General features: G+C 71.6%; 24 protein-coding genes and 1 pseudogene. 10 read left to right on the forward strand and 15 right to left on the reverse strand.

The genetic code is table 11. The features are described 5' to 3' along the window. Positions 1-253 precede the first annotated feature (253 nt). The gene (locus JW592_RS02575; protein WP_209263193.1) at positions 254-2146 is read left to right on the forward strand and encodes an AMP-dependent synthetase/ligase; all 1893 of its coding nucleotides are present in this window, start codon (positions 254-256) and stop codon (positions 2144-2146) included. 127 nt (positions 2147-2273) lie between these two features. On the opposite strand, the pseudogene JW592_RS02580 reads toward JW592_RS02575, so the two are convergent. Beyond that, positions 2274-2387, reverse strand: a pseudogene (locus JW592_RS02580) (response regulator); the annotation flags it as partial. 288 nt (positions 2388-2675) lie between these two features. Between JW592_RS02580 and JW592_RS02585 the strand changes: the two are divergent. Beyond that, positions 2676-4631, forward strand: coding sequence for a SpoIIE family protein phosphatase (locus tag JW592_RS02585; protein ID WP_209263194.1), 1956 nt, complete (start codon positions 2676-2678; stop codon positions 4629-4631). A gap of 44 nt (positions 4632-4675) precedes the next feature. Here JW592_RS02585 and hemW read toward each other — a convergent pair whose 3' ends face one another. From hemW to JW592_RS02600, 3 genes are all read right to left on the reverse strand, one after another. Beyond that, positions 4676-5899 carry a radical SAM family heme chaperone HemW gene (gene hemW, locus JW592_RS02590; RefSeq protein ID WP_209263195.1) on the reverse strand — a complete coding sequence of 408 codons (1224 nt, stop codon included), beginning with the start codon at positions 5897-5899 and terminating at the stop codon, positions 4676-4678. Between the two features lie 59 nt (positions 5900-5958). Continuing rightward, positions 5959-6792 (reverse strand): DUF3097 domain-containing protein, encoded by an 834-nt coding sequence (locus JW592_RS02595; protein WP_209263196.1) that lies wholly within the window; start codon positions 6790-6792, stop codon positions 5959-5961. Positions 6793-6945: 153 nt separating this feature from the next. After that, positions 6946-7710 carry an MBL fold metallo-hydrolase gene (locus tag JW592_RS02600; RefSeq protein ID WP_209263197.1) on the reverse strand — a complete coding sequence of 255 codons (765 nt, stop codon included), beginning with the start codon at positions 7708-7710 and terminating at the stop codon, positions 6946-6948. 242 nt (positions 7711-7952) lie between these two features. Between JW592_RS02600 and hrcA the strand changes: the two genes are divergently transcribed. From hrcA to JW592_RS02630, 6 genes are all read left to right on the forward strand, one after another. Beyond that, positions 7953-8969, forward strand: a complete 1017-nt coding sequence (gene hrcA, locus JW592_RS02605) for a heat-inducible transcriptional repressor HrcA (protein WP_209263198.1) — start codon at positions 7953-7955, stop codon at positions 8967-8969. Then, positions 8970-10103 (forward strand): molecular chaperone DnaJ, encoded by a 1134-nt coding sequence (gene dnaJ, locus JW592_RS02610; protein WP_209263199.1) that lies wholly within the window; start codon positions 8970-8972, stop codon positions 10101-10103. Between the two features lie 291 nt (positions 10104-10394). Next, positions 10395-11480 carry a nitronate monooxygenase gene (locus JW592_RS02615; protein ID WP_209263200.1) on the forward strand — a complete coding sequence of 362 codons (1086 nt, stop codon included), beginning with the start codon at positions 10395-10397 and terminating at the stop codon, positions 11478-11480. Further along, positions 11477-12214 (forward strand): 16S rRNA (uracil(1498)-N(3))-methyltransferase, encoded by a 738-nt coding sequence (locus JW592_RS02620; protein WP_209263201.1) that lies wholly within the window; start codon positions 11477-11479, stop codon positions 12212-12214. Before JW592_RS02615 ends, JW592_RS02620 begins: the two co-directional genes overlap by 4 nt. Positions 12215-12322: 108 nt before the next feature. After that, positions 12323-12706 carry a histidine triad nucleotide-binding protein gene (locus JW592_RS02625; protein ID WP_209263202.1) on the forward strand — a complete coding sequence of 128 codons (384 nt, stop codon included), beginning with the start codon at positions 12323-12325 and terminating at the stop codon, positions 12704-12706. A 29-nt stretch (positions 12707-12735) separates the two neighbouring features. Beyond that, a complete protein-coding gene (locus tag JW592_RS02630) occupies positions 12736-13656 on the forward strand; it encodes a ribonuclease Z (RefSeq protein ID WP_209263203.1) in 921 nt (306 codons plus the stop codon). Between the two features lie 22 nt (positions 13657-13678). On the opposite strand, the gene era is transcribed toward JW592_RS02630, so the two are convergent. The 3 genes from era to JW592_RS02645 are packed head-to-tail and all read right to left on the reverse strand — an operon-like array spanning position 13679 to position 15985. Next, the gene (gene era / locus JW592_RS02635) at positions 13679-14653 is read right to left on the reverse strand and encodes a GTPase Era (protein ID WP_209263204.1); all 975 of its coding nucleotides are present in this window, start codon (positions 14651-14653) and stop codon (positions 13679-13681) included. Positions 14654-14699: 46 nt separating this feature from the next. After that, entirely contained in the window at positions 14700-15071 is a 372-nt protein-coding gene (locus JW592_RS02640; protein WP_209263465.1) for a cytidine deaminase-like protein, read from the reverse strand. Between the two features lie 32 nt (positions 15072-15103). Further along, the gene (locus JW592_RS02645) at positions 15104-15985 is read right to left on the reverse strand and encodes a helix-turn-helix transcriptional regulator (RefSeq protein WP_209263205.1); all 882 of its coding nucleotides are present in this window, start codon (positions 15983-15985) and stop codon (positions 15104-15106) included. 84 nt (positions 15986-16069) lie between these two features. On the opposite strand from JW592_RS02645, the gene JW592_RS02650 reads away from it, so the two are divergent. Then, positions 16070-17560, forward strand: a complete 1491-nt coding sequence (locus JW592_RS02650) for an MFS transporter (protein WP_209263206.1) — start codon at positions 16070-16072, stop codon at positions 17558-17560. Positions 17561-17934: 374 nt separating this feature from the next. Here the strand turns inward: JW592_RS02650 and JW592_RS32445 are convergent, their stop codons facing one another. From JW592_RS32445 to JW592_RS02680, 6 genes are all read right to left on the reverse strand, one after another. After that, positions 17935-18171, reverse strand: coding sequence for a hypothetical protein (locus JW592_RS32445; RefSeq protein WP_229375087.1), 237 nt, complete (start codon positions 18169-18171; stop codon positions 17935-17937). Positions 18172-18279: 108 nt separating this feature from the next. Continuing rightward, complete coding sequence (locus JW592_RS02660) at positions 18280-18642, reverse strand: MmcQ/YjbR family DNA-binding protein (RefSeq protein ID WP_209263207.1); 363 nt, start codon at positions 18640-18642, stop codon at positions 18280-18282. Between the two features lie 142 nt (positions 18643-18784). Next, positions 18785-20131, reverse strand: a complete 1347-nt coding sequence (locus tag JW592_RS02665; RefSeq protein ID WP_209263208.1) for a hemolysin family protein — start codon at positions 20129-20131, stop codon at positions 18785-18787. Further along, the gene (gene ybeY / locus JW592_RS02670) at positions 20128-20628 is read right to left on the reverse strand and encodes an rRNA maturation RNase YbeY (RefSeq protein WP_209263209.1); all 501 of its coding nucleotides are present in this window, start codon (positions 20626-20628) and stop codon (positions 20128-20130) included. Before ybeY ends, JW592_RS02665 begins: the two co-directional genes overlap by 4 nt. A gap of 12 nt (positions 20629-20640) precedes the next feature. Next, positions 20641-21726, reverse strand: a complete 1086-nt coding sequence (locus JW592_RS02675; RefSeq protein WP_209263210.1) for a PhoH family protein — start codon at positions 21724-21726, stop codon at positions 20641-20643. A 147-nt stretch (positions 21727-21873) separates the two neighbouring features. Next, positions 21874-23076 carry a carbohydrate kinase family protein gene (locus JW592_RS02680; protein ID WP_209263211.1) on the reverse strand — a complete coding sequence of 401 codons (1203 nt, stop codon included), beginning with the start codon at positions 23074-23076 and terminating at the stop codon, positions 21874-21876. Positions 23077-23443: 367 nt separating this feature from the next. Between JW592_RS02680 and JW592_RS02685 the strand changes: the two genes are divergently transcribed. Continuing rightward, positions 23444-24235, forward strand: coding sequence for an HAD family acid phosphatase (locus tag JW592_RS02685; protein WP_209263212.1), 792 nt, complete (start codon positions 23444-23446; stop codon positions 24233-24235). Positions 24236-24283: 48 nt separating this feature from the next. On the opposite strand, the gene JW592_RS02690 is transcribed toward JW592_RS02685, so the two are convergent. Next, positions 24284-24562, reverse strand: a complete 279-nt coding sequence (locus tag JW592_RS02690; protein ID WP_209263213.1) for a protealysin inhibitor emfourin — start codon at positions 24560-24562, stop codon at positions 24284-24286. A gap of 77 nt (positions 24563-24639) precedes the next feature. Beyond that, entirely contained in the window at positions 24640-25737 is a 1098-nt protein-coding gene (locus JW592_RS02695; RefSeq protein WP_209263214.1) for a M4 family metallopeptidase, read from the reverse strand. Between the last annotated feature and the right edge of the window lie 183 nt (positions 25738-25920).

Consider the following 25920-nt stretch of genomic DNA (forward strand, 5'->3'; position numbering starts at 1 on the left):
CGGCCGAAGGCTGGGGGAGCAGTTCCCCGCGCCCCTTCGGGTGCGGTTCCCCGCGCCCGTTCGGGACCCGGCCCCCTTACGTAAGGGCAGACCCCTTACGTAAGGGGGCCGCTGCCTTTACTCTGATCACTGCTCAGTAGTTACTCGTGAGTCAATAAGCGTGAGTCAATAAGCGCGAGCCGACACGCGGCAGGACGCAGCAGGACGCCAAGCACCAAGGACGACAAGCAGGACGCGGGTCCCGGAGGATGTCGTGAGCGACACACAGTCCCTGATCGAGAACCGGCCGCCTTCCGTGGCCACGCTCTTCCTGGAGCGGGTCGAGGCCACCCCCGACGCGGAGGCATACCGCTACCCGGTGATCCGGCCCGCGGGCGAGAGCGAGGGGCCCGACGAGTGGCGCTCCTACAGCTGGCGCGAGGCGTCCGAGCGGGTGTTCTCGATCGCGGCCGGGCTCATGGACCTGGGCGTGCGCCCCGAGGAACGCGTCGCCATCGCCTCTGGTACTCGGATCGAGTGGATCCTCTCCGACCTGGGCATCCTGTGCGCCGGCGCCGCCACGACCACCGTCTACCCCAGCACCAACGCCGCCGAGACGGCCTACATCCTCGCCGACTCCGACAGCCGGGTGCTGATCGCCGAGGACGCCGACCAGCTCGCCAAGGTGCGCGCGCACCGGGACGAGCTGCCGCACCTGGCGCATGTGGTGCTCATCGACGGTGACCCCGGAGCCGAGGACGCCGAGGGCGACTGGGTGCTGAGCTTCGCGGAGCTGGAGCGGCGCGGCGCCGCCTACCGGGAGAAGCACCCGGACGCGATCACCAAGACGGTGGAGAGCCTGCGCTCCGATCAGCTGGCGACGCTGATCTACACCTCCGGTACGACCGGAAAGCCGAAGGGCGTCCGGCTGCCCCAGGACGCCTGGTCGTACATGGCCCGCGCGGTGCCGCAGACGGGCCTGCTGCACCGCGACGACGTGCAGTACCTGTGGCTGCCGCTTGCGCATGTGTTCGGCAAGATGCTGATCTCCGTGCAGATCGACTCGGGGCACGTCATCGCAGTGGACGGCAGAGTCGACAAGATCATCGAGAATCTGCCGGTCGTCCAGCCGACGAAGATGTGCGCGGTGCCGCGGATCTTCGAGAAGGTCTACAACGGTGTCGCGCAGAAGGCGCGGGCCGGGGGCGCTGCCAAGTACAGGATCTTCCAGTGGGCTGCTGAGGTGGCCCGTGAGTACGCGCGGACGACTCAGGACAACCAGCGCCGTACCGGGGTCGCCGACGCACCGACCGGTCTCAAGGTCAAGCACGCCATCGCCGACCGGCTCGTCTACAGCAAGCTGCGGGACGCGTTCGGCGGCCGGATGGTCGGCTGCGTCTCCGGCTCCGCCGCGCTGGCGCCCGACCTGGGCTACTTCTTCGCCGGCGCCGGCATCCCGGTACTGGAGGGCTATGGGCTCACCGAGTCCTCGGCCGCCAGCTTCTGCAACCGCACCGACAACTTCCGCACCGGTACGGTCGGCAAGCCGATGCCCGGCACCGAGGTGCGGATCGCGGAGGACGGCGAGATCCTGCTGCGCGGTCCCGGCATCATGCAGGGCTACCACGGGCTGCCGGAGAAGACCGCCGAGGTGCTGGAGGAGGACGGCTGGTTCCACACCGGCGACATCGGAGAACTGACGGACGACGGCTATCTGCGGATCACCGACCGCAAGAAGGACCTGATCAAGACCTCCGGCGGCAAGTACATCGCGCCCGCCGAGGTCGAGGGCCAGTTCAAGGCGATCTGTCCGTACGTCTCCAACATCCTGGTGCACGGCGCGGGCCGCAACTACTGCACCGCGCTCATCACGCTCGACGAGCCGGCGATCACCGCCTGGGCCGCCGACCACGAGGTCCTCAAGGGCAAGCCCTACGCCGAGGTGGTCACCTCCGAACAGGTGCGCAGCCTGGTGGACGGCTACATCGAGCAGCTCAACGCGGGGCTCCAGCGCTGGCAGACGATCAAGAAGTTCCGCGTCCTCCCCCGTGACCTGGACATCGAGCACGGCGAGCTGACGCCCAGCCTCAAGATGAAGCGTCCGGTGGTGGAGAAGGAGTTCGGCGACCTGATCGAGGAGATGTACGAGGGCGCCCGGGAGCGCTGAGGAGCTGTCAGCCTCCGCGCAGCTCGTCCAGCGCTTCGGCCGGCGCGGCGACCTCGCGGGTCGGCCGGGCGGTGTCGGCCGTACCGTCGGCCGTCAGGTGGCTCTCCACCGCCGCCAAGCGGCCGGCGAAGTCGTCCATTCCCGGCATCGCCGTATCCAGCAGGACCAGCGCGACCTCCTGCCGCAGCAGCGCCCGCGTCGCCTCCTGACCGGACCGCGCCCCTCCCAGCGGCACATCGAGGATCGAGCGGCGATCGCGGATCGGGAAAGGACCGGGAAGGGACGGGGAGAAGAACCGGGGAGAAGGACCGGGGAGAAGGACCGGGAACGGGATCTGGAAAGGCGAGCAGGTTACCCGGCAGCTGCCCGATGTCAACCGTTCACAGCGGAAAACGGCGGTGTTCGGCCACGATTTCCGTGACTCCGTGCGTATGACCGGGCCCCTTCTGTCACCCTTGCTCTACCGCGCCGAGCGCGGTGAGGGAACGGCCGGGGGGAGTGCCCGGGGGAGAGCCCGGGGAGGGGTGCGATGGACAGCGCGGACGAGGCGGGAACCACAGGGGCGGACAGGCAGGACAGCGCGGACAGCACGGCCGCGGCACCTCCGTCGGATGCGTTACAGCCCGGCGGTGAACTGCCGCACGCCATCCGTACCGAACTGCCGGGCAACGCGCTCGCGGCCGGAGCCGCGCGCGGCTTCGCACACGCCGTGCTCGACGGATGGGGCGTGCGCGGTACCTGCGCCGAGGACACGGTGTTACTGGTCAGCGAACTGGTGACCAATGCCGTCGTGCACGCGGGTACCTCGGTCGATGTGGAGTGCCGCTACGCCGCCGGGGTCGTCTACGCGGAGGTCGCCGACCGTCACCCCGCCCGCCGGGTGGCCGCGCACGGTGAGGAGGGCCACGGGCTCCGGCTGGTCGGGGCGCTGGCCAAGGAGTGGGGCATCAGCTATCGCAGGGACCGTAAGGCCGTATGGTTCCAACTCGGCCCCGCACCACACGCTTTGACGGCCGACGAGGGCGAGCCGGGCACGGTGGCGCCCCACCTCCCGCCCGGCGAACGCCTGCCCGGCGCCCCCGGGTATGGCGAATTCCCGCCGTCCGGAACACTCGCGTCGTCCGCAACACCGGTGCCGTCCGTACCCCCCGTGCCGTCCGTAACCCCCGCGCCGTGCGAGCTCCCGACCGGCGGGGCCGATCCCGGGGTGGCCTGTCCCGGCCGGGCCCCGGCCGCCCCCTCGGACGCGTACCGCGAGTGGACCGGCAACGGCGCGCTCTCCTTCCTCGCCGAGGCGTCCGATCTGCTGGCCGGGCACACCGACGAGGACAAGGTCGCCTCGCTCGCCGGGCAGCTGATGGTGCCGCGATTCGCCGACTGGTGTGCCGTATGGCTGCGCGACGACGAGCGCTCCCGGGTGCCCAGGCTGGCCCGGGTCTGGCACGCGCAGGAGAGCCGTATCGAGGAGCTGCGCGCCGGACTCGCCGGACGGCCGCCCGTCCCCGCGCCTGGCGTGCTGCCCGGCCAGGCGGCCCCCTGGTGCCGGCCCGGCGAGGCGGTGGACGGTACCGCGCAGGGCGCCTCGGTCCTGTGCGAGTTGGTCGTCGGCGGCCGCCCCGTGGGCACGCTGGTGATGGGCCGCGCCGGGCTGCTGCGGATACCGGACGAAGTGCTGGGCCTGGTCGAGGACTTCGCACGCCGGGTGGCGCTCGCCGTGCTCTCCGCGCGCCGCTACGCGCTCCAGGCGAACATCAGCCAGATCCTCCAGCGCGGGCTGCTGCCTCGCGAGAACATGCACGTACCCGGCCTCGACACCGCGCTCGTCTACGAGCCGGCGGGCGAGGGCGCTTGGGCGGGTGGCGACTTCTACGATCTGCTGCGGCTGCCCGACGGCCGCTGGCGCTTCGCGCTCGGCGATGTGTGCGGGAACGGCCCCGAGGCGGCCGTGGTCACCGGACTGGCCCGCCCCGTGCTGCGGCTGCTCGCCAGGGAGGGCCACTCGGTTCCCGAGACGCTGGACAGGCTCAACCGGGAGGTGGGCGAGCAGGCGCGGTTCCTGTCGGTCATCTACGGCGAACTGTCCTTCCGGGACGGGCTGGTGGACTGCACGCTCACTTGCGCCGGGCACCCGCTGCCGCTCGTCCGGGACGCCGCAGGGACGGTGTGGACGGCCGCGCGGCCCCAGTTGCTCCTGGGCGTCGCACAGCAGGTCAGCTACGAGTGCCAGTCCTTCACGCTGCGTCCCGGTGACACCCTGCTGTGCGTCACGGACGGGGTGACCGAACGCCGCAGCGGCCGCCGGCTGTTCGACGACGGTGACGGTCTCGCGACCCGGTTCGCCGACTGTACGGGGCTGGACGCAGCCGCCACGGCCGCGCACCTGCGCCGCGCGGTGTACGCCTTCGCGCCGGACCTGCCCGCCGACGACCTGGCCATGCTGGTGCTGCGGGTGCCGGAACCGGCCGGGGCCGTACTCGACGGCTGACCGCACCGGGAAACGACGCCCCCCGGGGAACTCCGGCCCGCCGCTCAGTCCACCAGGTCCCTGACCACCGCGTCCGCCAGCAGGCGGCCCCGCAGCGTGAGCACCGCACGCCCCTCCTCGTACGGGCCCGGTTCCAGCAGGCCCTCCTCCCGGGCCCGCCGAGCAGCCCGCGCACCCTGTGGCGCGAGCAGCGAGAGCGGGCAGCCCCGGCTGAGCCGCAGCTCCAGCAGGATGCGCTCGACGCGCCTGTCCTCGGCGGTGAGCAGCTCGCGCCCCGCGCCGGGCGAGCGGCCCTCGGCCAGCGCCTGCGCGTACGCGGCGGGGTGCTTGACGTTCCACCAGCGCACCCCGCCCACATGGCTGTGCGCGCCGGGGCCGACGCCCCACCAGTCGGCACCCGTCCAGTACAGCTCGTTGTGCCGGCAGCGGGCCGCCTGCCGGCTTCCGGCCGCCCAGTTGGAGACCTCGTACCACTCCATACCGGCCGCCGTCAGCCGCTCCTCGGCGATCAGGTAGCGGTCCGCGTGCACGTCGTCGTCGGTCATCGGCACCTCGCCCCGCCGGATACGCCTGGCGAGCTGGGTGCCCTCCTCCACGATGAGCGCGTACGCGGAGATGTGGTCGGGGCCCGCGGCCAGCGCGGCGTCCAGGGAGGCGCGCCAGTCCTCGTCCGTCTCGCCCGGCGTGCCGTAGATCAGGTCGAGGTTCACATGGGAGAAGCCGGCCTTGCGCGCCTCCGCGACACACTCCTCGGGGCGCCCGGGAGTGTGCGTACGGTCCAGCACACGCAGTACGTGCGGGCGGGCGCTCTGCATACCGAAGGAGACCCGGTTGAAGCCCTGGTCGCGCAGCTCGGCGAGGTAGTCCGGGTCCACCGACTCGGGGTTCGCCTCGGTGGTGACCTCGGCGCCGTCGGCCAGCCCGAACTCGTCCCTGACCGCCGCGAGCATCCGGCCCAGATCAGCGGCGGGGAGCAGGGTGGGCGTGCCGCCGCCGACGAACACCGTCTCGACCCGGCGTGGATCGTCCCCGAGCACCTTGCGGGCCAGCCGGATCTCCCCGACGGCCTGCTCCGCGTAGCCCTCACGGGAGGTTCCACCCAGCTCGGTTGCGGTGTAGGTGTTGAAGTCGCAGTAGCCGCAGCGGGTGGCGCAGTACGGGACGTGCAGATAGAAGCCGAGCGGGCGGCCGGCGGCGCCGTCGAGCGCCTGCGGGGGCAGCGAACCGTCGCGGGGCACGGGCTCGCCGTCGGGAAGTGCGGAGGGCATGCTCCCCATTGTCCGGCACCGCCGGGCGTCCTACGGGGCTGCGGCCGACGTGCGCACCGTCACACGGTGACGAAGTCGATCAGTTCTTCGACGCGGCCCAGAAGCGCGGGTTCCAGGTCCTTGTAGGTGCGGACCCGGCCCAGCAGCCGCTGCCAGGCGGCGCCGGTGTTCTCGGGCCAGCCCAGCGCCCGGCACACCCCGGTCTTCCAGTCCTGGCCGTGCGGCACCCGAGGCCAGGCCCGGATGCCGGCGGACTCCGGCTTCACGGCTTCCCAGATGTCGATATAGGGGTGTCCCACCACCAGGACGTGGTCGCCGCTCACCTCGGCGGCGATCCGCGACTCCTTCGAGCCGGGCACCAGGTGGTCGACCAGCACCCCGAGCCGGGCATCGGGACCGGGCGAGAACTCCTCGACGACGGCGGGCAGGTCGTCGACGCCCTCCAGATACTCCACGACCACCCCCTCGATCCGCAGGTCGTCGCCCCACACCTTCTCGACCAGCTCGGCGTCGTGCCGTCCCTCGACGTAGATACGTCCGGCGCGCGCCACCCTGGCCCGCGCGCCGGGCACGGCCAGGGAGCCGGAGGCGGTCAGCCGCGGCCCGGCCGCCGCGGCGGCGCCACCGGAACCGGTCCGGGGGCGTACGAGCGTCACCGTCCGCCCCTCCAGCAGAAAACCCGCCGGTGCCATCGGGAAGACCCGGTGCTTGCCGAAGCGGTCCTCGAGGGTGACCGTCGGCCCCTCGGCCGTCTTCTCGCACCGCACGACAGCCCCGCAGAACCCGGTGCCGACCTCCTCCACCACAAGATCCCGCTCGGCCACCACCTCGGGCACGGCCCGGTGCCGCTTCCAGGGAGGCGTGAGGTCGGGGTTGTCGTAACGGCTGCGCATTTGTGTGCTCTGTCCTGTGCGGGGAGGTGTGGGTGCGGCTGGGGGTCCGGGGGTTGTTCCCCGGGGGAGGGGGTCAGGGAGGCGTGAGGTCGGGGTTGTCGTAACGGCTGCTGCGCATGCCGCACATTCTGCTACGCGTCCGGTGCCGGGCGGCTACCTCCCGTACGACGCGAACCGGTGTGCCAGCTCCTCCCGTTGTGCCCGGACGAACTGCGCGTCGACCACTGCCCCGTGTCCCGGTACGTAGAGCGCGTCCTCGCCGCCCAGCGCGAGCAGCCGGTCCAGCGCGGCGGGCCAGCGGGAGGGGTGCGCGTCGGGTCCCGCCTGGGGTGTGCCGGACTCCTCCACCAGGTCGCCGCAGAAGACGACGTCGGGGGTGCCGGGCACCAGCACGGCCAGGTCGTGCTCCGTGTGCGCGGGGCCGACATTGACCAGTACGGCCTCGCGCCCGCCGCCCAGATCGAGGGTGAGCTGCCCGCTGACCGCGTGGTGCGGGCGCACCAGCACATCGGCGGCCTCCGCGGCCTCGTCCTCCAGCAGCCCGTTCGCCACGGCGTCGTCCCGCAGCACCTCGGCGTTCCGGCTCAGCAGCCCGGCGGCGCCGACCGCCGCGTACACCTCGGCGCCGGAGAAGACGGCCGTGCCGAAGACGTGGTCGAAGTGCGGATGGGTGAGGACCACTCGCGTCACCCGGTTCCCCAGCCGTGCCCTCACCTCCGCGCGGATCTCGGCGCCCTCCCGCAGCGAGGACCCGGCGTCGATCAGCAGCACGCCGCCGTCGCCGCTGACGGCGCCCACCGTCGCGTCCCACTGCGGCAGTCTGCGCCGCAGCACTCCGGGCGCGAGCTGCTCCCAGCGCCGGTCACCGGCGTCACCGGCCGACGAATTCTGCCTGGTGTCTTCCCCGAACGGCTGCATAGGACGACGCTAACCGCAGCCCGTCGACCGCGCCCTCGGCGCACCGCCCCTCGGCGCACCGAAAGGAGCGGGCGGGGCCAGGTGGCGCGGTACGGTCGGGCCTGCGATCAGGCGGCCCTTGCCCTGGCCGTGGTGACCGGCCGTACACTGGCTCAGGGACTTGGCACTCCGGCACGAAGAGTGCCAGAGACAGACCGCCAGGAACGGGACTGAAGACAGCGGCCGGACGGGAGGTGTGCGCCTTGCTCAGCGAGCGTCGACTTGAAGTCCTCCGCGCCATCGTCCAGGACTATGTGGGGACGGAGGAGCCGGTGGGCTCCAAAGCCCTCACGGAGCGTCACAACCTGAAGGTGTCCCCGGCCACCGTCCGCAACGACATGGCGGCGCTGGAGGAAGAGGGGTACATCGCCCAGCCGCACACCAGCGCGGGCCGTATCCCCACCGACAAGGGGTACCGCCTCTTCGTCGACAAGCTCGCCGGTGTCAAGCCGCTCTCGTCGCCCGAGCGGCGCGCCATCCAGAACTTCCTGGAGGGCGCCGTCGACCTCGACGACGTCGTCGGCCGTACGGTACGGCTGCTCGCGCAGCTCACCCGGCAGGTGGCCGTGGTGCAGTACCCGTCGCTGACCCGTTCGACGGTGCGCCACGTGGAGCTGCTGGGGCTGGCGCCCGCGCGGCTGATGCTGGTGCTGATCACCGACACCGGGCGGGTCGAGCAGCGGATGATCGACTGCCCGGCGCCGATCGGGGAGACGGTCCTGGCGGACCTGCGCGCCCGGCTCAACAGCCGGGTCGTCGGCGAGCGCTTCACCGAGGTCCCGTCCCTGGTGCAGGACCTGCCGGAGGCGTTCGACGCCGACGACAGAGGCACGATCCAGACGGTGCTGGCCACCCTGCTGGAGACCCTGGTCGAGGAGACCGAGGAGCGGTTGATGATCGGCGGCACCGCCAATCTGACCCGCTTCGGGCACGACTTCCCGCTCACCATCCGGCCCGTGCTGGAGGCGCTGGAGGAGCAGGTGGTCCTGCTGAAGCTGCTCGGAGAAGCCAAGGACCCGGGTATGACCGTACGAATCGGGCATGAGAACCAGCACGAGGGACTGAGTTCCACATCGGTCGTCTCGGTCGGTTACGGTTCGGGCGACGAAGCAGTCGCCAAACTCGGCGTGGTCGGACCGACCCGCATGGACTACCCCGGAACGATGGGAGCTGTACGCGCAGTGGCACGGTACGTCGGACAGATCCTGGCGGAGTCATAAGTGGCGACGGACTACTACGCGGTCCTCGGCGTGCAGCGTGACGCCTCGCAGGACGAGATCAAGAAGGCGTTCCGCAGACTCGCGCGCGAGCTGCACCCGGACGTCAACCCGGACCCGAAGACCCAGGAGCGGTTCAAGGAGATCAACACCGCTTACGAGGTGCTCTCGGACCCGCAGAAGAAGCAGGTCTACGACCTGGGCGGGGACCCGGCCTCGGGCGCGGCGGGCGGCGGAGCCGGCGGCTTCGGCGCGGGCTTCGGCAACTTCAGCGACATCATGGACGCCTTCTTCGGTACGGCGGCGCAGCGCGGCCCGCGCTCGCGCACCCGCCGGGGCCAGGACGCCATGATCCGGCTGGACATCGACCTGGAAGAGGCGGCGTTCGGCACCACCAAGGACATCCAGGTCGACACCGCCGTCGTCTGCAACAGCTGCAACGGTGACGGCGCGGCGCCCGGCACCTCGGCGCAGACCTGCGACATGTGCCGTGGCCGCGGCGAGGTCTCCCAGGTCACCCGGTCCTTCCTGGGCCAGGTCATGACCTCCAGGCCGTGCCCCCAGTGCCAGGGCTTCGGCACCGTGGTGCCGACCCCCTGCCCGGAGTGCGCGGGCGACGGCCGGGTGCGCTCGCGGCGCAGTCTGACGGTGAAGATCCCCGCCGGTGTGGACAACGGCACCCGCATCCAGCTCGCCGGCGAGGGCGAGGTCGGCCCGGGCGGCGGACCGGCCGGCGACCTGTATGTGGAGATCCACGAGAACTCCCACCCGGTCTTCCAGCGCCGGGGTGACGACCTGCACTGCACTGTCACGATCCCCATGACGGCCGCGGCTCTCGGCACCAAGGTGCCGTTGGAGACGCTGGACGGCATGGAGGAGGTGGACATCCGGCCCGGCACCCAGTCCGGGCAGTCGATTCCGCTGCATGAGCGGGGCATCACTCACCTGCGTGGCGGCGGTCGTGGTCAGTTGATCGTCCACGTGGAGGTGACGACGCCGACGAAGCTGGAGCCGGAGCAGGAGGAGCTTGTGCGTCGTCTGGCCAAGCTGCGCGGCGAGGAGCGCCCGACGGGCCAGTTCCAGCCGGGCCAGCAGGGCCTCTTCTCACGCTTGAAGGACGCCTTCAACGGACGGTGAGGCGCTGCTGTCCGATCCGGCCGGGGGTCCGGGGGTTGCCCCCCGGAGGGTGCTGTAACGGACGGTGAGGCGCTGCTGTCCGATCCGGCCGGGGGTCCGGGGGTTGTCCCCCGGAGGGTGCTGTAACGGACGGTGAGGCGCTGCTGTCCGATCCGGCCGGGGGTCCGGGGGTTGTCCCCCGGAGGGTGCTGTAACGGACGGTGAGGCGCTGCCGGCTGAACCCGGCCGGGGCCCGGGGGTGCCCCGGGTGGGTGCGGTCGGGTCGTGGTGGGGGCGTGACAGGATGTGGCCATGGCCAACTCGTCGCCCTCGCTCTCCGAGCTGACTGCGCATCCCGTCATCCAGGCGCCGATGGCAGGCGGGGTCGCCCGTCCCGAGCTGGTCGCGGCGGTGAGCGAGGCGGGGGGTCTGGGTTTCCTGGCCGCCGGCTACAAGACGCCGGAGGCGATGTACGAGGAGATCCGGCAGCTCCGGCAGCTGACGGGGCGTCCGTTCGGCGTCAACCTCTTCATGCCGCAGCCCCCTACCACCGACCCGTCCGCGGTCGACGTCTACCGCGAACAGCTCGCCGGTGAGGCCACCTGGTACGAGACGGAGCTGGGCGACACCGACTGCATGACGGACGACGCGTACGAGGCGAAGCTGGCGATACTCTTCGACGACCCCGTACCCGTCGTCTCCTTCCACTTCGGCTGCCCCGCCCCCCGGGTGCTGGAGCGGTTCGCGGGGCTGGGCACCCGCACCATGGTGACCGCGACGTCGGTCGCCGAGGCGAGCGCCGTGCAGGCGGCCGGTGCGCACGCCGTGTGCCTGCAGGGCATAGAGGCGGGCGGACACCAGGGCACCCACCGCGACGACGCGCAGGGCGACCGGGGGAGCGGCGGTATCGGGCTGCTGTCACTCCTCACGCAGGTCAGGGAGGCGGTGCGGCTCCCGCTGGTCGCCGCGGGCGGGCTGATGCGCGGAGAGCAGATCGCCGCCGTCCTGGCCGCCGGTGCGGTGGCGGCGCAGTTGGGCACCGCCTTTCTGGCCACCGAGGAGTCCGGGGCACATCCGCTGCACAAGCGGGCACTGACCGATCCGCTCTTCACCCGCACCGAGCTGACCCGGGCGTTCTCCGGGCGTCCGGCGCGAGGGCTGGTCAACCGTTTCGTCAGGGAGCACGGCCCCTACGCGCCCGCCGCCTATCCGCAGCTCCACCATCTGACGGCGGGTCTGCGCAGGGCGGCGGCGAAGGCGGGGGACCCGCAGGCGATGGCGCTGTGGGCGGGTCAGGGGCACCGGCTGGCCCGGGAGTTGCCCGCCGGGGAGCTGGTGGAGGTGCTGGTGACGGAGCTCGCCGAGGCGCGTGCCGCGCTGTCGGAGGCGGCCTCGTGAGCGCGCCGGTCTTTCTCGCCGACTCCGGTCTGCTGCGGCCGGGCCCGGTGGTGCTGGACGGGCCGGAGGGGCGGCACGCCGTCTCGGTACGCAGGCTGCGCCCTGGCGAGGAGGTCGTGCTGACGGACGGCGCGGGAAGGGGCGCGTACGGGAGCGTGACAGCCGCCGAGGGCAAGGACCGGCTGACGGTCGACGTCCGCGAGGTCCGCCACGAGCCGGAACCGCGCCCCAGGCTCACCGTCGTCCAGGCGCTGCCCAAGGGCGACCGCGGCGAGTTGGCCGTGGAGACGATGACGGAGACGGGCGTGGACGCCGTCGTTCCGTGGGCCGCGTCGCGCGCGGTGACCCGGTGGAAGGGCGAGCGGGCGGCCAAGGCGCTGGCCAAGTGGCGGAACACCGCGCGGGAGGCCGGGAAACAGGCGCGTCGGCTCCGCTTCCCCGAGGTGACCGAGCTTGCCTCCTCCCGCCAGGTCGCCGAACTGCTGGAGTCCGCGGACTTCGCCGGCGTGCTGCACGAGGAGGGCAGCACGCCGCTGGCCACCGCCGAGCTGCCGGTGGCGGGGGAGATCGTGCTGGTGGTGGGACCCGAGGGCGGGGTAGCGCCGGAGGAGCTGGAGCTGTTCGCCGAGGCGGGTGCCGCGCCGTTCCGGCTGGGGCCGAGCGTGCTGCGGACCTCGACGGCCGGTACGGCTGCCGCCGCCGTCGTGCTCGCCCGCTGCGGCCGCTGGAGCTGAGCGAACGGGCGCGGGCCGGACCCGGAAGCGGTCCTGGGGCGAGGGCGGGCGCGGCGGGCCCCGAGCCGCACGCCGGGGCGCTGACGGGTGCTCGGGTAACATCCCGGCATGGCTTCCAACGGAGAACCGCAGCCGGACTGCCTGTTCTGCAAGATCGTCGCACGTGAGGTGCCCGCGACGCTGGTGCGGGAGACCGACACGACCGTCGCGTTCCGGGACATCAACCCGCAGGCGCCCACCCACGTTCTGGTGATCCCCAAGGTGCACTACCCGGACGCGGCCTCCCTCGCGACCGCTGAGCCCCAGCTGATGGCCGATGTGGTGCAGGAGGCCGGTGAGGTCGCGGCGATGGAGAAGATCGCGGTGGCGGACGGCGGCCCCGGCACCGGGTACCGGGTGGTCTTCAACACCGGTTCGGGCGCGGGCCAGACGGTCTTCCACGCGCATGCGCACGTGCTCGGGGGCCGTGGCCTCGAATGGCCGCCCGGGTGAGGTCCGCCGAGACGGGGTGGTGAGCCGGGGTGTCGGTCCGCGAGCTGGTCGTACTGGGCACCGCGAGTCAGGTGCCCACCCGGCAGCGCAACCACAACGGGTATGTGCTGCTGTGGGACGGCGAGGGCATCCTCTTCGACCCGGGTGAGGGCACCCAGCGGCAGATGCTGCACACCTCCGTCGCCGCGCACGATCTGACCCGTATCTGCCTGACGCACTTCCATGGTGACCACGCGCTCGGACTGCCCGGGATCATCCAGCACATGAGCCTCGACGGGGTGCCGCACGAGGTGACGGCGTACTTTCCGGCGAGCGGGCGCCACTACTTCGAGCGGCTGCGCCATGCCACGCCGTTCCACGACACGGTGCGGCTGCGCGAGGCGCCCGTCAGCGAGCCCGGGACGCTCGCCGGCGGCGCCGATGAGCCACAGGTGCCCTTCACTCTGGAGGCGCGGCAGCTCTCGCACCGGATCGACACCTTCGGGTACCGGCTGACGGAGCCGGACGCACGCCGGATGCTGCCCGAGCGGCTGGCGGCGCACGGTATCAGCGGCCCGGACGTCGGCCGTCTCCAGCGCGAGGGTGAGCTGCGCGGCGTACAGCTGGAGGAGGTCAGCGAGCCACGGCGGGGACAGCGCTTCGCCTTCGTCATGGATACCCGGCTGTGCGAGGGCGTCCACGAGCTGGCCGACGGCTGCGACATGCTCGTCATCGAGTCGACGTTCCTGCAGGCCGACGCGGAACTGGCCGAGCTCTCCGGGCACCTGACGGCATTTCAGGCCGGTCGGGTCGCCGCCGAGTGCGGCGTACGGCACCTGGTGCTGACCCACTTCTCGCAGCGCTACCAGGACACCGCGCTGTTCGCCGCCGAAGCCCGGGCCGCCGGGTTCGAGGGCGAACTGACGGCGGCGCGGGACCTGATGCGCATTCCGGTGCCCAAGCGGGCCTGACGCCGCCCGGCGGCGGAAGGACTCAGAAGCCGAGCCTGCGCAGCTGCTTGGGATCGCGCTGCCAGTCCTTGGCGACCTTGACATGCAGATCGAGGTAGACGGGCGTCCCCAGCAGCGCCTCGATATGCCGCCGCGAGGTGCTGCCCACCTCCTTGAGGCGCTTGCCCTTGGGGCCGATGACGATGCCCTTCTGGCTGGGCCGCTCGATGAAGATGTTGGCGTGCACATCCAGCAGCGGGCGGTCCGCCGGGCGGTCCTCGCGGGGCACCATCTCCTCGACCACCACCGCGATCGAGTGCGGCAGCTCGTCCCGTACGCCCTCCAGCGCCGCCTCGCGGATCAGCTCGGCGACCATGACCTGCTCGGGCTCGTCCGTCAGATCGCCGTCCGGGTACAGCGGCGGCCCCTCGGGCAGCAGCGGCACCAGCAGCTCGGCCAGCAGGTCCACCTGTGAGCCCTCGGTGGCGGAGACCGGGACGATCTGAGCCCACTCGATGCCCAGCTCCCGCCCGAGCTGGTCCACGGCGAGCAGCTGCTCAGCGAGCGCCTCCTTGGTGACCAGGTCGGTCTTGGTGACCACGGCGACCTTGGGCGTGCGCTTCTTCAGCTCGGCCAGCTCACTCGCGATGAAGCGGTCACCCGGGCCGATCTTCTGGTCGGCCGGCACACAGAAGCCGATGACGTCGACCTCGGCCCATGTGGTGCGCACCACGTCGTTGAGGCGCTCGCCGAGCAGCGTGCGGGGCTTGTGCAGACCGGGGGTGTCCACGAGGACGAGCTGTGCCTCGGGGCGGTGCACGATGCCGCGCACCGTGTGCCGGGTGGTCTGCGGCCGGGTGGAGGTGATCGCGACCTTCGTGCCCACCAGCGCGTTGGTCAGCGTCGACTTGCCCGCGTTGGGGCGGCCGACGAAGCAGGCGAAGCCCGACCGGTGCGGTCGGTCTTCGTGAGGGGTGCCGCCTTCTGTCTTGCTGGCGGGGGCGGAAGATGCGTTCATGACGACCATTGTCCCTGACGGCGGCGCTGGGTGTGCGGGGGTGACCTCAGCCCGCCGTCACCGTGGTGTGCACCTCCCCGTCCGGACCCGCCAGGAGGACGGGGGTGGCGGGGCCGCCCAGGTCGCGTACGGTCGCCAGATCCTCGGCCGGGACCTGGGCGGCGTCGGAGACCACCGCCGCCGCCTCCAGGGACGTGGCGCCCGAGGCCACCGCCATCGCCACGGCCGTGCGCAGCGCGGACAGCCGGAGCGAGGGCAGCGCGACCGACCCGGCGACATAGGTGCGCCCCGTCTCGTCCCGTACGGCTGCGCCCTCCGGGACGGCGTTGCGCGCGCGGGCGCTGCGCGCCAGGGTGACGATCTTGCGGTCTTCCGGGTCCAGCCCGGCGGTGCTCTGGTCACTCATGACGGCGAGCATATGCGGTGCCACCGACAGCGCTGCCGGGTGGCTCAGCCCGCGACCTGGCGCATCGCCGCACGCCGTACACCCGGCTCCGCCAGCCGCTGGAGCTTCTCCGCCGTTCCGGTGCCGGGCACCGGGTTGTGCAGGATGAGCCTGAGGTCGGGCCGGGCCGGCACCTGGAGCGTGGTCGACTCGAAGTACAGCGCGCCCACCACCGGATGGTCCAGCTCCTTGAGCCGCTGCCCGGGACGGCACACGTTCCCCAGCTCCCACAGCGCGCGGAACTCGGTGCTGTTCTCCAGCAGCTCCTCCAGCAGCAGCTGGAACCCTTCGTCCTCGGGCCACTCGGCCAGCGAGGCACGCAGCTCGGCGACAACGACCGGCGCGTTCTCCTCCCAGCTGACGGCGCGGGCGCGGTAACGCGCGTCGCAGAAGAAGTTGATGACGCAGTTGTTCTGCACTTCCAGATTGAACGCCAGCCGTGCCGCCTCGTTCAGCCCGACGGCGCTGTAGTACGGGTCCATGATGTGCGCCGGGTACGGCATCCAGCCGTCCATCAGCCGCTGCATCCCGGCGCACAGGTGGTCGCGGTCGTGTTCGGACTCGGGCAGCGGCGGGTTCAGCCCCGCCAGGACGTACAGGTGGCGGCGCTCGGCGGGGTTCATCCGCAGCACCCGCGCCACCGCGTCGAGGACCTGCGGCGAGACGCTGATGTCCCGGCCCTGTTCCAGCCACTGGTACCAGGAGGCACCCACACCGGCGAGCACGGCCACCTCCTCCCGGCGCAGTCCGGGCGTCCTGCGACGGGGACCGCCCTCGGGCAGTCCGGCCTCCGCCGGCGAGACCCGGGCCCTGCGGGAGCGCAGGAACGTACGCAACTCCTCACCGCGCCGGTTCCGCTCCGCTCGACTCCTCGTGGCACTGGCCACCTGATCCCCCTCCTGGCTGGTGGTGCGGGCACCACCATAAACAGCAGCTCCCCACGGGGTGTTCCGCGCCAGCAGGCTGTGATCATGCCAACGACCGCCTCCGTACCGGAGACGACCGCGCCCGCGCCGGTCGCCGAAACCGTCACCGAAACCTCCCCCGTCCGTCCCGAACCCTCGTCCGTGTCCCACCGGTTCACGCCGCGCGAGATTCTGCTGCTGGTGGTGCTGTGCGCCTCGCAGTTCCTCGTCGCGCTCGACTTCTCGGTACTCAATGTCGCGCTGCCCGTCCTCGGCCCCGACCTGGGCCTGGGTGAGGCCGGACTGCAGTGGGCCGTGACCGCGTTCGCCCTGCCCACCGGCAGCTTCCTGCTGCTCTTCGGCCGCCTCGGCGACCAACTGGGCCGCCGCCGTACGTTCCTGACCGGGCTGGCCCTCTTCACCGGCGCCTCGGTACTGGCCGCGCTCGCGCCGACCGCGCCGCTCTTCCTGGCCGGACGTGCCCTGCAGGGGCTCGGCGCGGCCGCGCTGGTGCCCACCGGCATGGCGCTGATCACCACCTCGTTCGCCGAGGGCCCCAAGCGCACCAAGGCGCTGAGCATCAACGGGTCCCTGATGGCACTGGGCTTCACCGTCGGCATGGTCGTCGGCGGCGTCCTCACCGACACTCTCGGCTGGCGCTCCACCATGGGCCTGCTCGGGGTGGGCGGCGTACTGGTGCTGCTGGCCGCCCCCCGGCTGCTGACCGAGAGCCGTGGCGAGCGCACCCGGCTGGACGTGCCCGGGGCACTGACCGTGACCGGTGGGCTCTTCGGCATCGTCTACGGGCTGTCCACCGCGGCCGAGGAGGGCTTCTCGCGGCCCGATGTGCTGGTCGCCATCGTCGCGGGCCTGCTGCTGCTCGTCCTGTTCGTGCGGGTGGAGTCCCGCAGCGCCGAGCCGCTGCTGCCGCTGTGGATGCTGCGCCGCCCCTCGGTCGCCTTCGGCAACCTCGCCGGGCTCGTCACCGTCTCGATGATGACCGCCGTCGTCTTCCTGATGACGCTCTACCTCCAGGACCTGCTGGGCGTCTCCGCGCTCGTCTCCGGGCTCGTCTTCGGGGTGCAGGGCCTCGCCTCCGTCGCGGGCGGCGCCCTCGCACCCCGGATCGCCCGCCGTATCGGTGCCCCGCGCACCCTCGCGCTGGGCCTCTTCGGCCAGGGCGCGCTGACGGCGGCACTGCTGGGTCTGGGCACCGGGAGCGGGCTGTGGCTGGTCGTGGTCGCCGTCTCGCTCGCCAGCGGGCTGCACCTGGTGGCCGTCGTCACCTATGGCGTCACCGCGACCTCGGGCCTCGACGACGCCGACCAGGGCCGCGCCACTTCCCTGGTCACCAGCGCGATGCAGCTCGGCATGGCCCTCGGTATCCCGCTGCTGAGCGCCCTGTCCGTCGGCTGGGCCGGCGTCCTGCGCAGCGGCGGCACCTCAGCTGACGCCGCCACCCTGGGCGGCATCAAACTGGGCCTCGCCGCCGACACGGTCGTCCTGCTGGCCGTCGGCACCCTGGTGGCCCTCACCCTGGCCCGTCGGCGACGCTAGCGAGGGGGCGCCCCGCTTCAGTCGCCCTCCGGCGGCGGCACCGTCGGGGAGGGGGCGCACCCTTCCGTGACGGCTTTCAGCCGGGTGACGGCGGTCTTCGCGGTGAACTTCTCACAACTGGCGCGCACGCTCTTGAAGGTGCTCAAGGCCCGCTTCGAGCCGTCGCCGCCCTCCTCGTCGTAGGAGGCGACCTCGGTGGCCAGATACGGGCCGTTCGCGCTCTTCCGGTAGTCGCGGGAGGCGTCGGTCCGTGCCTCGTGCCGGTCCAGATCACCGCCGAGCGCGTCGAACAGCTGCTTGCAGTTGCGGCCTTTGGTGCTCAGATCGTCGGGTGCGTCACCCGCCGCCGTGGTGTCGTCCGGGTCCGCGTGGTGTCATCCGGCGGGCAGGTTCCCCTCGGCCGGCAGCGCGGCACGGGTCTGCTGTTCGCTCAGCGGCCCGTCCGCCTGTGAGGGCGAACCTGTCGGGCCGGCGTCGGACTTCGACGGCGGGGGTGACGGTGACGAGGTCTCGCCGGAGCTCCCGCCGTCGCCGTCGCCGCAGCCCGCCGGGGCCAGCAGGGCGGCGACGGCCAGGGTGCCGGCGAAGGGAGAGCAGCGAGCAGCGCGCATCGGATCGCCTTTCGGACGGCCTCTCCCCCAACCCATCAGCCGCAGCGTCGGCCCGCGAGCCGAGGACCCCCGAACACAGGTGGCGGACGGCGCCGCACATCCGTTCCCTCATGCCTGTCCCAGCCGCAGCCGTTCCCACCGGGGCAGCCCGGCGACCACCAGGTCGTAGGAGTCCTCGACCATCTCCCTCACGGCCCGGTCGGGGATGCTCCCGTCGAGGGTCACCGTGTTCCAGTGGCGCTTGTTGAGGTGCCACCCGGGACGCACCGCCGGGTAGGTCTCACGCAACTGGAGGGCGATCTCCGGATCGCATTTGAGGCTCACCTGGAGCGGCGCCTGGTCGAGGGCGCTGATGGCGAAGATCTTCGCCCCCACCTTGAACGTGGAAAGCTCCGGGTTCCCGGGGAATGGGAAGTCCTCCCATGCAGCGTTCTGCTCCAGGCAGCAGGCTTTCAGCTCGTCCGGCGTCATGGTCGAAAGCGTAGGTGCCGACTCTGACACCGGCCGGCCGCCCGGACGCCGCCCCGCCCGGACGCCGCCCCGCCCGGACGCCGCCCCGCCCGGACGCCGCCCCGCCCGGACGCCGGCCGCCCGGAGACCGGCCGTCGGGGTGTCAGCCTTCGCCGAGGGCAGGGCCCGCCGAGCCCTCGCCGCCGTCCGCGAGCACGGGCTCGCGGACCGGCTCCACGAGCACCGTCACGATCTTGTTCCGGCGGCCCGCCGGGGACTCGGCCGTCAGCCGCAGCCCCGTCAGGGTGGGGTCGGAGTGGTCCTGGGACACATCGACCGTGGTGGTCGCACCGGCGATCGGCACCCGGCCCAGCGACTTGGCGAGCAGGCCGCCGACCGTCTCCACGTCCTCGTCGTCCAGCCCCGTCAGCCCGAACAGCTCGCCCAGGTCGCCGATGTCCAGCCGCGCGGTGACCCGGTAGCGGCCCTCGCCCAGTTCCTCGACGGGCGGCAGCTCGCGGTCGTACTCGTCGGCGATCTCCCCGACGATCTCCTCCAGGATGTCCTCGATGGTGACGATTCCGGCCGTGCCGCCGTACTCGTCGATCACCACGGAGACGTGGATGCGGTCCTTCTGCATCTCCCGCAGCAGATCGCCCGCGTTCTTGGTGTCGGGCACGAAGGTGGCGGGCCGCATGGCGGTGGAGACCAGCTCGCTCTCCGCGTCCCGGCTGATGTGCACCTTCCGCGCCAGGTCCTTGAGGTAGACGATGCCCACCACGTCGTCCTCGCTCTCCCCGACCACCGGGATACGCGAGAAACCCGAGCGCAGCGCCAGCGTCAGCGCCTGTCGGATCGTCTTGAACCGCTCGATGGTGATCAGGTCCGTACGCGGCACCATCACCTCGCGCACCAGCCGGTCGCCGAGCTGGAAGACGGAGTGCACCATCTTCCGCTCCTCCGCCTCGATCAGCGACTCCCGCTCGGCGAGATCCACCATGGCGCGCAGCTCCGCCTCACTGGCGAACGGTCCCTTGCGGAACCCCTTCCCCGGCGTGAGCGCGTTCCCGAGCAGGATCAGCAACTGCGGCACCGGGCCCAGGATGCGGGCCAGCGGCAGCAGTACGTACGAGGCGGCCGTTGCCGTGTTCAGCGGATGCTGGCGGCCGATGGTGCGCGGCGAGACCCCGATGGCGACATAGGAGACGAACACCATCACCCCTATGGCGACGGCCAGCGCCTCCCAGGTGCCCTCGATGGCCCGCAAGCAGGCGTACGTCACCAGCGCCCCGGCCGCCACCTCGCAGGCCACCCGCAGCAGCAGTGCCAGGTTGAGGTAGCGGGTGGGCTCCGCGGCGACCGCGGCCAGCTTGGCGCCGCCGCGCCGGCCCTGGCGTACCGCCTCCTCAGCCCGGTAGCTGGTGGTGCGCGCCAGGCCCGCCTCGGCGCAGGCGGCCAGCCACGCCACGATCACCAGCAGGAAGACGGCGGCGGCGAGCGGAGCACTCACGACGTCGTGGTGGGCGTGGGGGAGGGCCCGGACAGGCCGTGCTCGGCGCGCCAGCCGTCCACGATCGCGGACTGCAGGCCGAACATCTCGGCCCGCTCGCCGGGCTCCTCGTGGTCGTACCCGAGCAGGTGCAGCACCCCGTGCACGGTGAGCAGTTGCAGCTCCTCGTCCATGGAGTGCTTCGTCGGCGCGTCGGCGCCCTGCTTCTCGGCCACCTCGGGGCACAGCACGATGTCACCGAGGAGGCCCTGCGGGGGCTCCTCCTCGTCCCGGGACGGCGGACGCAGCTCGTCCATCGGGAAGGACATCACATCCGTGGGCCCAGGAAGCTCCATCCACTGCCGGTGCAGTTGCTCCATGGTGTCCGCGTCGACCGCGATCACCGACAGCTCCGACAGCGGATGGATACGCATCCGGGCCAGGGCGTAGCGGGCGATGTCGAGCACCGCCTCCTCGTCGACCCGGCGGCCGGACTCGTTGTTGACATCGATCGACATGGTGTCTGCCGGTTACTTCCTCTTGCGGTTGCCACGGCCTGCGGGCGCACTGCCGCTCGCGCCGCCGCCCTCGGCGGGGCCCGCCTGCTGCTGGGCGCTGTCGTAGCGGTCGTACGCGTCGACGATACGGCCCACCAGCTTGTGCCGGACCACGTCCGTGCTGGTCAGCAGCGAGAAGTGGACGTCCTCCACCCCTTCCAGGATCTCCCTGACCTGGCGCAGCCCGCTCTTGGTCCCGCCCGGCAGGTCGATCTGGGTCACATCGCCCGTGATCACGATCTTCGAGTCGAAGCCGAGCCGGGTGAGGAACATCTTCATCTGCTCGGGGTTGGTGTTCTGCGCCTCGTCCAGAATGATGAACGCATCATTGAGCGTGCGACCCCGCATATAGGCCAGTGGTGCCACCTCGATCGTTCCGGCGGCCATCAGACGGGGGATCGAGTCGGGGTCGAGCATGTCGTGCAGGGCGTCGTACAGCGGCCGCAGATACGGGTCGATCTTCTCGTAGAGCGTGCCCGGCAGATAGCCGAGCCGCTCGCCCGCCTCGACCGCAGGGCGGGTCAGGATGATGCGCGTGACCTGCTTGGCCTGGAGGGCCTGCACCGCCTTGGCCATCGCGAGATACGTCTTGCCGGTGCCGGCCGGGCCGATCCCGAAGACCACCGTGTGCTTGTCGATGGCGTCCACATAGCGCTTCTGGTTGAGCGTCTTGGGACGGATCGTGCGGCCCCGGTTGGAGAGGATGTTCTGGGTGAGCACCTCGGCGGGCGTCTCGTCGACGGCGCCCGTGCCGTTCTCCTGCGCGCGCAGCATGGAGATCGAGCGCTCCACCGCGTCCTCCGTCATCGGCTGGCCGGTGCGCAGCACCAGCATCATCTCGTCGAAAAGGCGCTGGACAAGGGCGACCTCCGCCGGGTTACCGGTGGCGCTGATCTCGTTGCCCCGGACATGGATGTCCGTACCGGGGAACGCGTCCTCGATCACGCGCAGCAGAGAGTCTCCGGAGCCCAGCACCGTCACCATGGGGTGGCTGGGTGGCACGGTGAAGCGGGCTGTTTCCTGCCCGGATCCGGCCTGGGATGGGGTTGTCTGCGTCATGGGCGGCCTCTGGGGCCTGCTCATCTCCCTCGCTGCGCCGTACTTCCACTACGGCTCCAGGGTACGACGCCCCCGGGGCCGGGCCGGCCTGGTTTTCGTACGGGCTGGTGAGGGCGCCCTGCCCGCTGTCACGCTCGGCGGACGCCGTCAGCCCTCCCGCTCACGGAAGCCCAGCGTGGGCACCGCGCGGCGGGGCGGCCTCGACGCGGAGCAATCCGTGAGGATGCGGCTCAGGAAGCCGTAGTGGCGGCAGCCGGGCTCCTGGGAGCCCACCCGGTGCCACCAGGCGGCGATCTCGGGCCAGCCGGGCGCCGACAGGGAGCCGCCGAACTCCTGTACGGACAGCGCGGCGGTCAGCCCCGCGAAGGCGAGCCGGTCGGCCAGCGGCCAGCCGGCGAGGCTGCCGGTGACGAAGCCCGCAACGAACACATCACCGGCGCCCGTGGTGTCCAGCGCCTCCACGGCGATGCCCGGCACGGTGGCCGTCTCGCCGCTGCCCGCGTCCACGGCGTAGGCGCCGTCGGCCCCCATGGTGACCACGGCAACCGGCACCCGCTCGGCCAGGGCGTGCGCGGCCGCCTGCGGGGTCTCGGCGCGGGTGTAGCGCATGGCCTCGACGGCGTTGGGCAGGAACGCCTCGCAGTGGGGCAGCTCGGCCAGGGCCGCCAGATCCCAGCGGCCGGTCTCGTCCCAGCCGACGTCGGCGAAGATCCGGCTGCCGCGCCGCGCGGCGGTCGCGATCCACTCCTGGGCGCGGCCCGGCACCAGCGAGGAGACGCAGGCGGTGGCCGGGGGCGGGCACTCGGGCGCGTCCGGGTCGTAGGCGGTGGCGGCGTTCTTGGGCGGCGCCTCGTGCCCGTGCGAGATCATCGTGCGCTCGCCCTCGTAGGCCATCGAGACGGTCACGGGCGAGTGCCAGCCGGGGACGGTGTGCGAGAGGGAGAGGTCGATGCCTTCGCCCGCCTCCAACTCCTCGCGGCAGTAGTCGCCGTACATGTCGTCGCCGAACGCGGCGGCCAGCGAGGTGCGCAGGCCGAGCCGGGCGAGCGCGGTGGCCATGTTGGCGATGCCGCCGGGCGAGGAGCCCATACCGCGGGCCCAGGACTCGGTACCGCGTACGGGTGCCGAGTCGAGCCCGGTGAAGATGATGTCGAGGAAGACGGTGCCGGTCAGATAGACGTCCCAGCGCGGGTCGCCTGCGGCGCGGACCGCCGCCAACGGGTCGAACAGCGGGCGGGAGAGCGCCGCGCGGGGCGGCTGCCGCGGGGAGCCCTTCGCCGGTGCCGGGCGGCCCGGGGCACCTGGGTGCTGACCGGCCGCGGGGGGCCTGCGCGTGCTCACCGTGCTCACCGTGCCTTCCCCGTGACTGTGACGTGCCTTCTGGTGCCTGCGCCTGTGTCTACGCCCGCACCTGCGCCGCACTGTGCTTGCGCCGGCACCTGCGCCTGCGCCTGCGCGGCGTGCGTGTCACCGACCATAGTGCTTCCGGGCCTGTCGCCTGTGCCTCTTCCGTGTCCGGACGAGATCTTGTGCCCTGTCCGGTGCATGTCGGCTGCGGCGCCGCTGTGGTTGTGGGGGAGCAGTTCCCCGCGCCTCTCGCGGGGTGCCAGGGAATTTGCGAATCATTGAATCTTCGCGCGTAGATGCACCTTTGGGTGCGCTGTTACGTTCCCGGGGATCTCTTGCCCGTGCCGAGTCGCCGCGAGGAGCCGCCCCGATGTCCCGTTCCCTCCGTACAGTTCTGCCCCTCGTGGCCGTCGCCGCCGTGGCGAGCACCGCGTTCCTCGGGATCGGCCAGGCGACCGCCGAGCACTCGGTGCCCAGGACCGACAAGGAGATCCCCAACCTCGATCAGGTGAAGACCAGGATCGAGGCGTACTACGGCGACATCGAGACCGAGGACGGCGAGCACTACGCCTCCCCGCACAGCAATTACGCCAAGCAGACACGCCGCATCGCCGCGAAGGCCCGCAAGGACCTCGAAAGCGATCTGCACGAGTACAGCTCTGCCCACAAACCGCACAAGAAGCCCGCTGTGGTGTTCGACGTGGACGACACCACGTTGCTCACCTACAACTTCGAGCGGGAGATCGGCTACCACTTCACGCCGCAGGCGCAGGACGAGTACCTGCGCACCAAGAACATGGACCCGGTCTTCGGCATGCGCAAGCTGGTCAACTGGGCGGACAGCAGGGGCATCACGGTGTTCCTGGTGACCGGGCGCAAGGAGTACCAGCGCGACTGGAGCGTGCGGAACCTCAAGAAGGTCGGCTACAAGAACCCGGTCGACAAGGAGCACTTCTTCCTCAAGAACGAGGAGAACCCGCCCTCCTACCTCGACTGCGGCAGCGACTGCACGACCGTCGAGTACAAGTCGGGCACGCGTGAGCACATCGAGGACCAGGGCTACGACATCCTGGCCAACTTCGGCGACCAGTACAGCGACCTGAAGGGCGGGCACGCCGACCGCAGGGTCAAGCTCCCCAATCCCATGTACTACCTGCCCTGACCCGGAGGTACGGCCCTGCCCTGACCCGGCGCCATCAGGGCAGGGCCGTCATGCTCCTTCCTTGAGCACCTTTCTCACCAGCGCCGACTGTGCCTCGGTGAGCTTGGGGTCGGCGAAGTGGGCGGTGGCGACCGAGCCCCCGGTCTCGGTACGCACCTCGTAGTGGAACCCGTCGGGCACGCCCATCGGCGCCTCGCCGAGGCCCTCGCGCACCGCCTGGTCGGCCAGGCGCGCCAGTTCCCCGGCGTCGGGCCGGCCCGCGGTCTCGAGGGTGGCCCGGCGGGTGAGCCCGCCGAAGCCACCCGTGCGGATGACAGTGATACGCATACATCCATCTTCCCGGCGATCCGCCCGAACGTTAAGTGCCGACGGGCCGGATTCCGGCCGAGTGCCTCGGCGGGCTCCTAGCCTGCCGTCACACCCACCTCGGACCAGCACTTGCGTACCGCCTCGTGCTCGTCGCTGCCGTCGCCGTAGCGGGACTTGGCGGCCTCGGTGGTCGCCGCTGCGAACGCCGCGAAGTCGGTGTCCGGCTGCAGCGAGCCGCCGGTGAGGGTGTCGTACCAGATCTGGCCCGCACGCTCCCAGGCGTTGCCGCCCAGGTCGACGGCGAGCTTGTAGAAGGCGTGGTTGGGGATGCCCGAGTTGATGTGCACCCCGCCGTTGTCGGCGCCGGTGCTGACGTAGTCGTCCATCGTCGCCGGCTGCGGGTCCTTGCCGAGCACGTCGTCGTCGTAGGCCGTGCCGGGGGCCTTCATGGAGCGCAGCGCCTGTCCCTCCACCCGGTCGGTGAACAGCCCGGAGCCGATCAGCCAGTCCGCCTCCTGCGCACCCTGGCCCAGGCTGTGCTGCTTGATCAGGGAGCCGAAGACGTCGGAGACCGACTCGTTGAGCGCCCCGGACTGGCCCTGGTACTCCAGATTGGCGGTGTACTGCGTCACTCCGTGGGTCAACTCGTGTCCGATGACGTCGACCGGCAGGGTGAAGTCGCGGAAGATCTCCCCGTCCCCGTCGCCGAACACCATGCGCTCGCCGTCCCAGAAGGCGTTGGCGTACTCGTCGCCGTAGTGCACCGTCGCGTCCAGGGGCAGCCCCGCGCCGTCGATCGAGTAGCGGTCGAAGGCGGTCAGGAAGAGCTCGAAGGTGGCACCCAGCCCGGCATAGGCCCGGTTGACCGAGGCGTCCTGGACCGCCTCGGCGCCCTCCTCGCGGACCGTCTCGCCGGGGAGCTGCTCCTTGCGCTCCGCGTCGGAGATGGTGCGCTGCGGCTTGCGGTCGGCGGGGTCGACGTCCGGCGCGGCGGGCGCGGAGGCGAGGAGGCCGTAACGCACTGTGGTGATCTGGCGCCGGGTGCGCTGGGTCGCGTCCCGCTCCAGAGTGCGCCGAGCCGGCCGGGAGAGGACGTCGTCGCTGTTTCTGGACACCTGGTCGAGGAGGTGCGGAGGCACGATCGTGCAGAAGACTGGATGGATCTGCGGTGAGTGCGCGCGGTGTGCGTTCATACAGAGCAATGTGGCACTGAGTTACCGACCTGTCACCGGTGGCGGCCATGATTCGCGCAAAACGGTGGTGAAACGGTGTTGAACGTGTTGCACAGCGCGACCGGAACCCCGCTCACCGGTGCCCCGGTGGTGCCCTCCGGTATCCCGCATGGTGATACGCCCCTGGCTGCCCGCCGGACCTCC

The organism is Streptomyces spirodelae, assembly GCF_017676385.1.
Taxonomy (GTDB): domain Bacteria; phylum Actinomycetota; class Actinomycetes; order Streptomycetales; family Streptomycetaceae; genus Streptomyces; species Streptomyces spirodelae.

Excerpts from the sequence above, each read along its gene's own strand:
- JW592_RS02615 (WP_209263200.1), top strand. The coding sequence starts at position 10,395 with ATGGCCAACTCGTCGCCCTCGCTCTCCGAGCTGACTGCGCATCCCGTC.
- JW592_RS02625 (WP_209263202.1), top strand. The coding sequence starts at position 12,323 with ATGGCTTCCAACGGAGAACCGCAGCCGGACTGCCTGTTCTGCAAGATC.
- JW592_RS02650 (WP_209263206.1), top strand. The coding sequence starts at position 16,070 with ATGCCAACGACCGCCTCCGTACCGGAGACGACCGCGCCCGCGCCGGTC.
- JW592_RS32445 (WP_229375087.1), bottom strand. The coding sequence starts at position 18,171 with ATGCGCGCTGCTCGCTGCTCTCCCTTCGCCGGCACCCTGGCCGTCGCC.
- JW592_RS02660 (WP_209263207.1), bottom strand. The coding sequence starts at position 18,642 with ATGACGCCGGACGAGCTGAAAGCCTGCTGCCTGGAGCAGAACGCTGCA.
- JW592_RS02585 (WP_209263194.1), top strand. The coding sequence starts at position 2,676 with ATGGACAGCGCGGACGAGGCGGGAACCACAGGGGCGGACAGGCAGGAC.
- JW592_RS02640 (WP_209263465.1), bottom strand. The coding sequence starts at position 15,071 with ATGCTCGCCGTCATGAGTGACCAGAGCACCGCCGGGCTGGACCCGGAA.
- JW592_RS02600 (WP_209263197.1), bottom strand. The coding sequence starts at position 7,710 with ATGCAGCCGTTCGGGGAAGACACCAGGCAGAATTCGTCGGCCGGTGAC.
- JW592_RS02685 (WP_209263212.1), top strand. The coding sequence starts at position 23,444 with ATGTCCCGTTCCCTCCGTACAGTTCTGCCCCTCGTGGCCGTCGCCGCC.
- JW592_RS02595 (WP_209263196.1), bottom strand. The coding sequence starts at position 6,792 with ATGCGCAGCCGTTACGACAACCCCGACCTCACGCCTCCCTGGAAGCGG.
- era (WP_209263204.1), bottom strand. The coding sequence starts at position 14,653 with ATGAACGCATCTTCCGCCCCCGCCAGCAAGACAGAAGGCGGCACCCCT.
- JW592_RS02690 (WP_209263213.1), bottom strand. The coding sequence starts at position 24,562 with ATGCGTATCACTGTCATCCGCACGGGTGGCTTCGGCGGGCTCACCCGC.
- ybeY (WP_209263209.1), bottom strand. The coding sequence starts at position 20,628 with ATGTCGATCGATGTCAACAACGAGTCCGGCCGCCGGGTCGACGAGGAG.
- JW592_RS02675 (WP_209263210.1), bottom strand. The coding sequence starts at position 21,726 with ATGACGCAGACAACCCCATCCCAGGCCGGATCCGGGCAGGAAACAGCC.
- hemW (WP_209263195.1), bottom strand. The coding sequence starts at position 5,899 with ATGCCCTCCGCACTTCCCGACGGCGAGCCCGTGCCCCGCGACGGTTCG.
- JW592_RS02695 (WP_209263214.1), bottom strand. The coding sequence starts at position 25,737 with ATGAACGCACACCGCGCGCACTCACCGCAGATCCATCCAGTCTTCTGC.